Annotated in this window: 9 protein-coding genes; 6 read left to right on the top strand and 3 right to left on the bottom strand. The window is 61.2% G+C overall.

The window, feature by feature from the left end; genetic code table 11:
* Window positions 1-143: 143 nt before the first annotated feature.
* The 3 genes from ACH6CX_RS08980 to ACH6CX_RS08970 all read right to left on the bottom strand — a co-directional run bounded on the left by ACH6CX_RS08980 (window position 144) and on the right by ACH6CX_RS08970 (window position 4,794).
* A complete protein-coding gene (locus tag ACH6CX_RS08980; protein WP_237062683.1) occupies window positions 144-2,765 on the bottom strand; it encodes a serine/threonine-protein kinase in 2,622 nt (873 codons plus the stop codon).
* Window positions 2,766-2,877: 112 nt separating this feature from the next.
* Window positions 2,878-3,858, bottom strand: coding sequence for an FHA domain-containing protein (locus ACH6CX_RS08975; RefSeq protein WP_396675322.1), 981 nt, complete (start codon window positions 3,856-3,858; stop codon window positions 2,878-2,880).
* A gap of 417 nt (window positions 3,859-4,275) precedes the next feature.
* On the bottom strand, window positions 4,276-4,794 hold the full coding sequence (locus ACH6CX_RS08970) for a MarR family winged helix-turn-helix transcriptional regulator (protein WP_233006693.1): 519 nt from the start codon (window positions 4,792-4,794) through the stop codon (window positions 4,276-4,278).
* A 371-nt stretch (window positions 4,795-5,165) separates the two neighbouring features.
* Here ACH6CX_RS08970 and ectA point away from each other — a divergent pair, with 371 nt between their 5' ends.
* The 6 genes from ectA (at window position 5,166) to ACH6CX_RS08940 (ending at window position 11,643) form a co-directional block, all read left to right on the top strand.
* Window positions 5,166-5,762 (top strand): diaminobutyrate acetyltransferase, encoded by a 597-nt coding sequence (ectA, locus tag ACH6CX_RS08965; RefSeq protein ID WP_233006317.1) that lies wholly within the window; start codon window positions 5,166-5,168, stop codon window positions 5,760-5,762.
* A gap of 88 nt (window positions 5,763-5,850) precedes the next feature.
* Window positions 5,851-7,185, top strand: a complete 1,335-nt coding sequence (gene ectB / locus ACH6CX_RS08960; protein WP_233006316.1) for a diaminobutyrate--2-oxoglutarate transaminase — start codon at window positions 5,851-5,853, stop codon at window positions 7,183-7,185.
* A 51-nt stretch (window positions 7,186-7,236) separates the two neighbouring features.
* Window positions 7,237-7,638: an ectoine synthase gene (locus ACH6CX_RS08955; RefSeq protein ID WP_233006315.1), complete on the top strand. Its 402-nt coding sequence runs from the start codon at window positions 7,237-7,239 to the stop codon at window positions 7,636-7,638.
* Window positions 7,639-7,725: 87 nt separating this feature from the next.
* Entirely contained in the window at window positions 7,726-9,174 is a 1,449-nt protein-coding gene (locus tag ACH6CX_RS08950) for an aspartate kinase (RefSeq protein ID WP_237062677.1), read from the top strand.
* Window positions 9,162-10,115, top strand: coding sequence for a TPR end-of-group domain-containing protein (locus tag ACH6CX_RS08945; RefSeq protein WP_233006313.1), 954 nt, complete (start codon window positions 9,162-9,164; stop codon window positions 10,113-10,115). Before ACH6CX_RS08950 ends, ACH6CX_RS08945 begins: the two co-directional genes overlap by 13 nt.
* A 106-nt stretch (window positions 10,116-10,221) precedes the next feature.
* The gene (locus ACH6CX_RS08940) at window positions 10,222-11,643 is read left to right on the top strand and encodes a sodium/proline symporter (protein WP_233006312.1); all 1,422 of its coding nucleotides are present in this window, start codon (window positions 10,222-10,224) and stop codon (window positions 11,641-11,643) included.
* The last annotated feature ends 314 nt before the right edge of the window (window positions 11,644-11,957 follow it).

Genomic DNA, 11,957 nt, shown 5'->3' with positions numbered 1-11,957 from the left:
CCCGTCCGGGCAGTGATCCTGGTTGCCTGCGGGCGATTGGGCGCAAGTTTACCGCTTTTAGGGTGGCGGTACTAATTCATGGTTCAAGGATGCTTCCCGGCCGGTCCCGTCGGTCTCTGTTTCTATTTCACGGCGCTCTGGCCCTATCCCTCGTCCCCGGCGGATTGGCCCTGCGCCATGCGGGTGGGTTCCTGCTGCCGGGACTGGCACAGTCCCGGGTGTTCCCGGCGCAACTGTGCGAATTTGTCACTGGAGCAGATGGGGGCGAAGCGCGCGGTGTTGAACCAGATTGGGGAAACGCCCAGCTCCAGGGTTTTTTCCACATGTGCCCGGGTGGACACCAGGTCGCCGCTGGCGATATAGACCTGGGCGCGGGTGTAATTGACGTAGAGATCGTCCGGGGCGGTACGGCGTATCCGGATCAGCGTACTGATCGCCCTGTCCGGCTGGCCCAGTTCGGCATAGGCGCGGGCGCGCATCAGCAACCCTTCCCAGTCGTCGCGCCCCTCTGTCACCGACAGGGCCCGCTCCGCCAGCTGGTGCGCCTGCTCCGTTTTGCCCCGGGCGCGCGCAATCTCCGACTGGTATAGCAGGATATCGGCATCCTTTGGTGCCCGTTCCGATGCGCCGGCAAAGCAGGACTGGGCCTGCTCGAACTGTTTCTCGATGTAGTAGGCCAGGCACAGGTTGTAGGTGTCCATCGTGCGCAGCTTTTCCACAGGGGCATTCTGCAGCAGGCGGATGGTCTCTTCCGGGTGGCCTCTGTCGAGTTCGTTGGCGGCCAGCACGGAGATCACCATCATGTTGTCCTTGTCGATCTCCAGGGCCTCTATCAGCAGGGGCCGGGCGGCTTCCATATCGCCCCGGGTGCTCAGGGTGACAGCCTTCTGCAGCAGGTAGCGGTGGCTGGTGCGCAGTTCCAGGGCGTTGTTAATGGCGGCAAGGGCCTTGTCGTAATTGCCGCTTTCCTGATGGTAGAAATGGAGCAATTGGTAGTAGGTGGCGCGGTCCGGGAGGCTCATCCTGAGCTGGTCCAGCAGGGCCTCGGCACGGCTGGAATTACCATCCACAATGGCCAGGCGCACTTCTGCCAGCAGCAGGTCCGGGTGGTTCCTGACTTTGTGTGGCGCCAGGGCGAGGAATTCCCGCAGCCGGTCGAGGGCATCGGTATGGCGCGTGTTGAAGCGCTGGTCGATCACCAGTTCGCTGTAGAGTTCATAGAACGGGGTAAAGGCCGGTGTACGCCGCTGCATTGCTTCGAGGGCTTCCATTGCCTGCTCCCGGTCGGTACTACCGGAGTTTTTATCGTCGTAAATGGCCAGGTAGCGCTGGTAGTCCGTTTCGGAGATATTTGCCTGGGCAGCGCCATCGCGGGTCGGGAAATCCCGCAGCAGGTAGTTCAACTGCTGCATGGTGCGCGCCCGTGTTTCCAGCCCCTCGTTGATATTGAGGGTCGTGGTGCGGTTGCTGATCACGGCCAGGTTATCGGCCTCGATCAGCTCCAGGGACACCTCGCACTGCTGTCCCTCACAGGAGAGTGACGGGTGCAACAGCAGGTCGGCATTCAGGGCCTCGACCTGGTCCTGCAGTCTCTCACCGGCCAGTTGCCGGGATTCAGAGTAGGGCACCAGTAGCAGGCCCTGGCGGTTGGACAGTCCCTGCTTGAGGGCGCTGAGGATGTTGTTGCCCAGCAGGCGCATTTCCCGGCTGCCGAGGTTTTTCTCGTGTGGCGCCAGGATAGCGAGGTACTTGCCCTTCGGTTTTTCCGTTGTGGGAATCAGGGTGGCGAGGGAGGCCAGGGTGACGGCGGCGGCCACGGCAATAGCCGCACCGGCCAGCAGGGGCTTGCGCTGCTTCTGGCGGCGTCGTGCCTGGGCGTGGAAACTCTCGGCGGTAACGGTGACCGTGCGGCTGGTGGTGGAAACCGCGGTCTTCGCGTCCAGTGCGGCGCGAATGTTGTGCAGTTCCTCGGCCACCGCCCTGGCGCTGAGAGGGCGTTTGTTGGGATCTTTCTCCAGCAACCGGTCGAGCAGGTGCGACAGCGGCGCGGGCAGCTCGGGGTTGAGTTTCTGCGCCGGCGGGTGCCCGCTGTTGACGATACGGTCCACAATGACAAAGGCGCTGTCGTGATCGCCGAACGGGCCCTGCCCGGTCAGCAGGCGGTAGGCGAGCACGCCCAGGGCAAAGAGGTCGCAGCGGTTGTCCAGCGGACGCCCCAGCGCCTGCTCCGGGGACATCGCCCCCCAGCTGCCGGCCACATGCTGTTCCCGGGTGAGGTCACTCTCTTCTCGCCAGTTCTTGGCGATGCCGAAATCGGTGATCTTGGCAGTGTTGTCCTGGTTCACCAGGATATTGTCGGCCTTCAGGTCCCGGTGGATGATGCCGATGCTGTGGGCACGGGCCAGTCCGGCACACACCTGGTCGAGGATATCGAGCTTTTGTGCGAGACCGGGATTGCGCTCCCGTTGCCACTGGGACAGGGTACAGCCGTCGACAAACTCCATTACCAGCGCCATTTTGCCGGCTTCTTCCACTACATCGTAAATCTGCACGATGTTGCTGTGGTTGAGCTGCGCCAGCAGTTTGGCCTCCTGGCGGATGCGCAGGTGTGCTGTGTCGCTGGACGGGTTGCTGATGAGTCGCTTGATCGCCACCCGGCGCTGGAGGTGCTCGTCGATAGCGAGATACACCACGCCCATACCACCGGCGCCAAGTTGCCCGGTGATTTTGTAGCGTCCGATCTGTTCTGGTTGTTCTTCTGACATCAATATTCCGGGGAATGGCCCTGTTGCTGCTCCCTGCCTTCCCTGACGAAGTCTGTTTGTCCGTGATTATCCGGGCGTCCCGCTTCCCTTCCCCCAGGGGTGCCCGTATTGATCAGCCGGGCTCGGTAATGTAGCCGGCCCGGGACTCGCGCTGTGAGCCCTTGTAAATCTCGAAGTTGCTGCACCCCAGGCGAATCTCCCAGGAGCGCCGCTCTACCAGTCCCGAGGTATCGATAGCGTCCGGCAGCGCCTCGGCAATCTGCTTGCGGGCGCGGAAGATCTGGGTGTTGAGGTGGTTGACGGTAATGCCCAGCTCGCGAGTGGCAACCTGGATGGACACCCAGCTCTGGGAGTCCGGATCGGCACCGCGTTCGATATCCTCCATACGGGCCCGGGCCAGGTACAGCAGCAGGTAGTGGTGGATGCGCGCGGGCAGGGCCACCTGCAGGTCCGGGCGACGCAGTTGCAGCTGCACATGCTCTTCATGGTGGCTGACCGAAAAGCGCAGGTCGAATTCGCAGATGGTCATCTGCTGCATGGAGAGTTCCTTGGTTGCCCCCTGGTTGTCGGGCAGGAACAGCTCCCAGCTGTAATGGCCGCAGTCAATCCGCTCGCCATGGCCGACGGCGATGGCGCTGTCACTGCCACTGGAGCTGCCAGTGAGTTCGTACAGCCACTGGCCGGAGATCGGGTTGAAATGCAGGCTGGCGAGGGGCTCGCGCTCATCCGGCAGCAGGTGGTACTGCTCCAGGGAGAGGGCGTCACCCGACTTCAGGTCGATCAGCAGGTTTTCCGGCTCGTCGAGGTTCTCCACCACCCACGCCGGGTTGGTGGCACGGCCAAAACAGACTTTGTCACCCTGCTCCAGCTCATAATTCCTGGCGGGCACGAGCTGCTGGCCGTTGAGCCAGGTCCCGTTACGGCTCAGGTCGCGGATATTCCAGTGGGTACCGGTCCATTGGATGGCCGCGTGGATACCGGAAATCTCGGCACTGGCGATGCGGGTGTCCACGGCGCCAAGGCGACGGCCCACAGTGTGGTGGGCCATCAGGTATTCGGGGTGCTCCCTATCCGGGTGCTGCAAACAAGCCATCTTATTGTCCCTTGATCCCTGCGGGGTGTTTGCTTTCAGGCGTTATCAGGACAGGCAGAACTGTGGCCTGGCGGGGAGCCCGGTCCGTGGGATGGACTGATTTCGCCAGGCGCATAGGGGAGTCGCACCAGCACACATGCCTGCCCGGTTGCCGTTCTCCGGCAGGCCGTGCAGTGGCGGTGGGTTTTGCGACAAGTCCCTGGTTTTCTAGTTGTTACGCCATGTCTTGAGTAAGTGGGCGCTAACTCAAAAGTGTCGCGCCACCTTAGTGTTGTGGCTTCATTTATACCGATCTGCGGTGTAAATGCAATGATTGCGTGCCATCGTGGCAACTCTCGCCCATGGATTGCGCGAAGGCGGGGGAGTCCGCCTGAGAAAGCGGCGGAAATGGCGCCCGATGACGATCGTGGCGGGCGCTTAGTAGTCGCTTTTGTCGCCTTTTTCCCCGGATTGGTTGCGGCTCACCTTGCGGTCCAGGTCGCCGATGTCGAGTACCGGAGAGGCATCGATATGTTCCGCGTCCATCATCAGTGCCACTCGCTGGAGGGAGGAGATGATCATGGACTGCTCCCAGTCGCGCAGGTCGCGGAACTGGCGCACGAAGTGCTCCTGCAGTGGCGTGGGCGCGTCGCGGATAAAGTCCATGCCCTTGTCGGTGAGGTAGGCGTGCACCTTGCGCTTATCCTCTGATGAGCGCTCGCGGTAAACCAGCCCGCGTTTTTCCAGGCGGTCTAAAATAGTGGTTACCGTGGCCTGGCTGAGGCTGATTTCCTTGGCCAGCGCGCCGATCGTTACCTGGCCTTTTTCACGGATGGCCTGGAGCAACAGTAGTTGCGGCGCGGTCAGGCCGGCGGTCTTGACCAGTTGTTTCGAGTGCAGGTCGGTGGCGCGGATCAGGCGGCGCAGGGTGATCAGTACTTCTTCAATCTTGTCCATCAGTAGCAGGCTCTGCAGTTCTCGGCGGGACATCCGCTCGCGTCCGACTTTATGCGCCGGTGGCGTTTTGTCAATCCTGCCGTGCACGCGCTCGCCCTGCGCTCGGGCGCGCCGGTCATATTTGTGCTCACTGGGCTGGCCGGGGTCCCTTTCCGTGCTCTCTACCAGCTCCTGGTTGGGCAGATTTTGTTCAGTCTCCATGGGTTTGGTCTTGCGGTTGCGTGTTTGTTTAGAGTACTATGCAAAAAATTGTTTAGAGCAGTAAACAATTAATTAGACAAAAGGTCAAATTTGGCCTTTAAGGCCTAAATTGCGTGCCAGCGCAGGGATTCCGGGCCTTTTAATACAATTTGATGACTAAAGGTATTGATTTGAGCGCCACAAGCGTAGCCAACAATCAGGGCGGGGGTTCGGAAGGCAAAGCCGAAGAGTCCCCGGAAGACAAGGTAGAGGCGCGGCAGGATTCCGCCAGGAAGGAAGCCCTGCTGCGCCAGCCGGTCAGTGAAGACGGTGCCGATGTGCATCGCTTGATCCAGCGCTGCCCTCCACTGGATGAAAATTCCGTTTACTGCAACCTGTTGCAGACCAGCCATTTCGCCGACACCAGTGTCGCCGCGGAGGTTGCCGGGAAACTCGCCGGCTTCGTCTCCGGGTACCTGGTCCCGTCGCGTCCCGACACTCTCTTTATCTGGCAGGTAGCCGTGGCCGAGGAAGGCCGCGGACAGGGCCTCGCCGGCCGCATGATCCGCGAGATCCTCGGTCGCCCGAACTGTGCGCAAGTGCGTTACCTGGAGACCACCATTACGCCGGACAACGAGGCCTCCTGGGCCCTGTTCCGCGGCCTTGCCCGCAAGCTGGGCACTGAGTGCAATGAATCGGTGATGTTTGACCGGGAGCGCCACTTCCAGGGTCAGCATGACAGCGAGATGTTGCTGCGTATCGGTCCCTTTACCCAGGCCGGCAGCTGAGGTTGCGACGGCATGTCATATATGCCGGGTAAGAATTGAGTTTTCCTGAATCCTGAAATCAGACATTAACCAATCAAAGGTTGACAACATGAAAGTTTTTGACGAAATCGAATCGGAAGTCCAGAGCTATGCGCGCGCTTTCCCCCGGGTTTTCAACAAGGCCCAGGGCGAGTACCTGTATGACGAGGAAGGCAACCAGTACCTGGACTTCCTCGGCGGTGCCGGCACCCTGAACTACGGCCATAACAACCCGGTCTTCAAGGAAGCCCTGCTGGAGTATATCCAGGCTGATGGCATCACCCACGGCCTGGACTTGCACACCAAGGCCAAGCGCGAGTTCATGGAGAGCTTTGCCGAGAAGATCCTGCAGCCGCGCGGCATGGAATATGTCATGCAGTTCACCGGCCCGACCGGCACCAATGCCGTGGAAGCGGCAATGAAGATCGCGCGCAAGCTGAAGGGCCGCGAGAACATCATCTCCTTCACCAACGGTTTCCATGGCTGCAGCCTGGGCGCCCTTGCCGCCACCGGTAACTCCCACCACCGCGGCGCCGCCGGCGTGAGCATGAGCGGTATTACCCGCATGCCCTACGAGGGTTACCTGGGCGACGACATCGACACCACCGCCTACCTGGACAAGGTGCTGTCCGACTCCTCCTCCGGCGTGGACCACCCGGCTGCGGTAATGGTCGAGACCGTGCAGGGTGAGGGCGGTATCAACGCCTGCAGCATGGAATGGCTGCGTAACCTCGAGGCGGTATGTAAGAAGCACGACATGCTGCTGATCGTCGACGACATCCAGGCGGGTTGTGGCCGTACCGGTGCCTTCTTCAGCTTCGAGGAAGCCGGAATCTCGCCGGACATCGTCACCCTGTCCAAGTCCCTGAGTGGTTACGGCCTGCCGTTCGCGGTAGTGCTGATGCGCCCGGAACTGGACCAGTGGAAGCCGGGTGAGCACAACGGTACTTTCCGTGGCAACAACCTGGCCTTCGTTACCGCCAAGGCGGCCATCGACCACTTCTGGAGCGACGACAAGTTCGCCAAAGAAGTGCAGCGCAAGGGTGAGTACATCGAGCAGCGGATGTCTGCCATCGTCGAGAAGTACGGTGACGGCAACATGACCACCCGCGGTCGCGGCATGATGCGTGGCCTGAACTGCATCAGCGGTGAGCTGGCCGACCAGATTACCAGCGAAGCGTTCAAGCACGGCCTGGTGATCGAAACCAGCGGTGCAGACGACCAGGTGGTAAAAACCCTGTGCCCGCTGACCATCAGTGATGAAAACCTGAAGCGTGGCCTGGATATCGTCGAAGCGGCGGTACAGAAAGTCCTGAAGGGCCAGGACGTGCCGGAAGAGCACGATTTCTTCGCCGAGGAAACCGACGCGGAAAAGGGTAAGGAATCCCTGGCTGGCGCCGCCTGATCGGCGCCCGTGAAAATTTAGTCCTTAAACTAATTTGATGAGAGACCAGTAATGATTGTCAGACAGCTGCAAGAAGCAGAGAAAAGCGACCGACGTATTGTTTCCGAGGGCTGGGAGAGCACTCGCCTGTTGTTGAAGGGCGACAACATGGGCTTTTCCTTCCATATCACCACCATTTATGAGGGTGCCAACCTGAACCTGCACTACCAGAATCACCTGGAGTCTGTGTACTGCATGTCCGGTGAGGGTGAAGTGGAAACTGTTGCCGATGGCAAGGTCTACCCGATCACCCCGGGTACCATCTATATCCTGGACAAGAACGACAAGCACATCCTGCGCGCCAAGAAAGAAATGAAAATGGCCTGTGTTTTCAATCCGCCGCTGCACGGCAAGGAAGTGCACAACGCGGAAGGCGCGTACGAACTGGATGCGGAAGAGGTATCCGACAAATAAAGATGTTGCGAGGTTCGCACCGGCGCCGCCGATAGGATCGGGGGCGCCGGTTCACATACATCCAGACACAACATCTACAGGAAGACCATGAAAGAACACACGGTGGAAAAGATTGGCGGCACGTCCATGAGCGACTATGCCGCGGTACGCGACAATATTGTTCTCAAGAACCGCAAGGCCGCGATGGAAGGTGTGTACCAGCGCATCTTTGTGGTATCCGCTTACGGCGGTATCACCGACCTGCTGCTGGAGCACAAGAAGTCCGGGCGTCCGGGCATTTTCGCTCTCTTCGCCGACGCCAATGAGGACCGCAGCTGGTCCGAGGCCATCGAGGGGCTGCGCGAGCGCGTCAGGGAAATCAACGCATCACTGTTCAAGGATCCGGAACTGCTGGCGAAGGCCAATGACTTTATCGGGGAGCGCCTGGAAGATGCCGAGCGCTGCCTGGGGGACCTGGAGCGGGTATGCCAGCACGGCCACTTCGCGCTGGAAGGCCACCTCAATACTGTGAGCGAAATGCTCGCCAGCCTGGGTGAGGCGCACAGCGCCTGGAACACCGCCGCGCTGTTGCGTGAGGAAGAAGGCATCAATGCCCGCTTTGTCGACCTGACCGGCTGGCAGGACAGCGACCACCTCACCCTGGACCAGCGCATCGAGCGCGCGTTCAAGGATATCGACATGGCGACGGAACTGCCGATCGTCACCGGCTATGCCCACACCGCCGAGGGCCTGATGAATACCTTCGCGCGTGGCTACAGCGAGATGACCTTCAGTCGTATCGCGGTAATTACCGAGGCACGCGAGGCCATCATTCACAAGGAATATCACCTGAGCAGTGCCGACCCGCGCCTGGTAGGCGAGGAGCAGGCAGTGCCGATCGGCCGCACCAACTACGATGTGGCGGACCAGCTGGCGAACCTGGGTATGGAGGCAATCCACCCGCGTGCGGCGAAGGGCCTGCGCCAGCAGGAAATCCCCCTGCGCGTGATGAACACCTTCGAGCCCGAGCACCGCGGCACCCTGGTGACCGGTGACTATGTCAGCGAAACCCCCTGTGTCGAGATTATCGCCGGCCGCAAGAACATATACGCGGTGGAGTGTTTCGACCAGGACATGATGGGCCTGATGACCAGCTACGATCGTTCCATCAACGATATCATCGCGCGCTTCAAGGGCAGCGTGGTAACCAAGGACATCAACGCCAATACCATCACCCACTTTATTGCCAATAACCTGAAAACGGTGAAGCGTATCCGCAGCGCCATCTGCGAGAAGTACCCGGATTGTGATATCCAGGTACGCAAGGTGGCCGTGGTATCCGCCATCGGTAGCGACATGAAAGTGCCGGGCATGCTGTCCCGCGCTGTTGCCGCGCTGGCCCGCTCCGGTATCAGCGTGCTGGCGGTCCACCAGTCCATGCGCCAGGTGGATATGCAGTTCGTGATCAACGAGACGGACTACGAGGAAGCGGTGAAGAGCCTGCACCACGCACTGGTCGAGGTCTATGACCACGGCGAGGCGATATGCGCGGCCTGAGTGCATGGCTGATGCTGGCGGCGGCATTACTGCTGCCGCTGGCAGCCAGCGCCCAGCAGGAAGCGCAAACAAGGCAGGAAGAAGAAAAGCAGCAGGCGGCCGAGGAGCATGTCAATAAGCTCCAGGAGCCCCTGTACACGCCGTTTGTCGAGCGCTACGTGCTGGATGAGCTCAAGCAGCTGCGCAAGGAAATGGCGGAGCAGCGGGTGGCGATTACACAGGAAGTGGTGGACCGGCAGATTAACGCCGCCGACAAGGCCATCACCTATGCCACCGACACGGTGACCTATTTCTTTTACCTGATTGCCGGCGTCAGCTCGATGCTGGTAATTGTCGGCTGGACTTCCATCCGGGATATCAAGGAAAAGGTACATAGCCTCGCTACGGATGAAGTGAACAAACTGGTCACACAGTACGAGGAGCGCCTGCGCAGTATCGAGGAGCAGCTCAGTGAAAAGACGCGACATATCGAGCACAACCGCGATGAGATTGAGCTGACCCAGGAAATCCAGTCGCTGTGGTTGCGAGCCGGTCGCGAGCATACTCCCGCGGGCAAGATTGCCGTCTACGACCAGATCCTGGGGTTGCGCCGGGACGATGGCGAGGCGCTGACTTACAAGGCCGACGCCGTGCTGGAACTGGGTGAGCCGCAGTGGGCGATCAACCTGTGCCTGCAGGCGCTGGAAATCGACCCGGAAAACGGCAACGCCTACTACCAGCTGGCCTGTGCTCACGCGAGCCAGGAACAGTGGGAAGAGGCAGTGGCCAACCTGGCGCGGGCGCTGGATATCTCCAGTGCCTACCGGGATGAGGCGATGGATGACCCGGCGCTGGACGGACTGGTTGAGTTTCCACCCTTTGCCGAGCTGATGGGTATCCAGAGTGTCAGTGCCCAGCCCGCGGATACCAGTGCAGCCGCGGCCCGCTCCAGCAGCGCCTGATTGCGATATACGCCCGGTCGATCCACACTGGTCTACCGGGTTTCGCCTCCCGCCCAGGGCCGGGGGCTGATCACCTGACAATAATAACGACCGCAAGGAGTGGCCCGTGTTACTGAGTTTCCTGTTCTTCCTCGCCCTGTTTGCCGCCGTTGGTATCAGCTCATACCTGCGCAGCCGCGGCACCAAACATGACTATTACCTCGCCAGCAGTGACGTGCCGCCATTCCTGGTGGGGCTTTCCGCCGTGGCCACCAATAACAGCGGCTACATGTTTATCGGTGTGATTGGCTACACCTACGCCACCGGCCTCGCCTCAATCTGGCTGATGGTGGGCTGGATCCTGGGCGACTTTCTCGGCTCCATGTGGGTACACCGCTCCCTGTGCCGCGCCACACGCGAGACCGGCGAGAGCAGCTATGCCGGCGTGATCAGCAAGTGGGGCGGCTCCCGTTTCGCCACCTGGCAGCGCCTTGCCGGAGTGCTGGCGCTGATGTTCCTGCTGGCCTACGCCAGTGCCCAGCTGGTGGCCGGCAGCAAGGCGCTGTACGTGCTGCTGGACCTGCCCATCTGGAGTGGTGCGGTGATCGGCGGGGTGATTGTGGCGGCCTACTGCCTGGCGGGTGGTATCCGTGCCTCGATCTGGACCGACGCCGCGCAGTCGATCGTGATGATCGTGGCCATGGGAATCCTGTTGTACGCCGCCACCCAGTCGGTCGGTGGCCTGGGCGCCGCCTGGGACCAGATGGGGCAGGTCGAGGGGTTCCTGAACTGGTATCCGGAAGATATGTTGCTGCCGGGCCTTGCCGGTGGTGTGGTGTTTGCGATCGGCTGGCTGTTTGCAGGCCTGTCGGTAATCGGCCAGCCCCATGTGATGGTGCGGTTTATGGCGCTGCAGGATGAGAACCGCATGGTGCACGCGCGCTGCTGGTATTACCTGTGGTTCACCGCGTTCTATTTCATGGCTACCGGCGTGGGCATGCTGGCGCGGATCATGCTGAGCGACCCGGGCGGCTTCGACGCCGAGCTGGCGCTGCCGATGATGGCCCAGGAACTGCTGCACCCGGTGTTGGTAGGGCTGATCCTGGCGGGTGTGTTCGCAGCCACCATGTCCACCGCAGATTCCCTGGTACTGAGCTGCTCCGCCGCACTCACCCACGACATCATCCCGCACCGGGTCGAGCGCACCTGGATGCTCAAGGCCGCCACCCTGGCAATCACCGTGGCTGCGGTGGGCTGGGCGCTGCTGAACAAGCAGAGTGTGTTCAGCCTGGTGGTGATGTCCTGGTCGGCGCTGGCCTCGGCATTTGCGCCGCTGTTGATCGTGCTGGCCCTCGGCGGACGGCCGTCGCAGCGCGTGTACATTGTCATGAGTGTGGTGGGCCTGGCCACGGCCCTGCTGTGGCGCTATGGGCTGGGCTGGCACAGCCATATCTACGAGGGCATGCCGGGCATCCTCGCCGGCCTTGCGGTCTACGGCGGCAGCCGCCTGCTGGAGCGGGCACCCCTGGCGAGTGAGGCGCGGGCCTGACCGCAAACCGAAGAGCGATGTCCTGAAAGCCCGGCCTGTGCCGGGCTTTTTCGTTTTTGTGTCCTGCCAATCCGGCGTCCCCATGCGTTCGCCAGTACAACGACGGACACGGTGTCCCCTTACCGCGAGGTTCTGCGAGATAGAGTGCAATCCTGCCAGTCCACAGGGTGCACCGAGGGGGCGTTGGGCAGCGCCCCGGGTTCTTTCCCGTCGTCCTGTATCCCTATGAATACCCTGGCGGTTAGCCGTAGGGGCGGACCTTGTGTCCGCCCATGTATCAGCGGGCACAGGAGGTGCTGGGTGCAGAACCCTGC

It is taken from the genome of Microbulbifer sp. JSM ZJ756 (genome assembly GCF_044383805.1).
Classification (GTDB): Bacteria; Pseudomonadota; Gammaproteobacteria; order Pseudomonadales; family Cellvibrionaceae; genus Microbulbifer; species Microbulbifer zhoushanensis.
Note: the sequence above shows the minus strand (reverse complement) of the source record. Positions and strands in the feature narration are given on the sequence as shown.

Coding starts and splice junctions, on each gene's coding strand:
- ACH6CX_RS08980 (WP_237062683.1), bottom strand. CDS start 2,765: ATGTCAGAAGAACAACCAGAACAGATCGGACGCTACAAAATCACCGGG.
- ACH6CX_RS08975 (WP_396675322.1), bottom strand. CDS start 3,858: ATGGCTTGTTTGCAGCACCCGGATAGGGAGCACCCCGAATACCTGATG.
- ACH6CX_RS08970 (WP_233006693.1), bottom strand. CDS start 4,794: ATGGACAAGATTGAAGAAGTACTGATCACCCTGCGCCGCCTGATCCGC.
- ectB (WP_233006316.1), top strand. CDS start 5,851: ATGAAAGTTTTTGACGAAATCGAATCGGAAGTCCAGAGCTATGCGCGC.
- ACH6CX_RS08955 (WP_233006315.1), top strand. CDS start 7,237: ATGATTGTCAGACAGCTGCAAGAAGCAGAGAAAAGCGACCGACGTATT.
- ACH6CX_RS08950 (WP_237062677.1), top strand. CDS start 7,726: ATGAAAGAACACACGGTGGAAAAGATTGGCGGCACGTCCATGAGCGAC.
- ACH6CX_RS08945 (WP_233006313.1), top strand. CDS start 9,162: ATGCGCGGCCTGAGTGCATGGCTGATGCTGGCGGCGGCATTACTGCTG.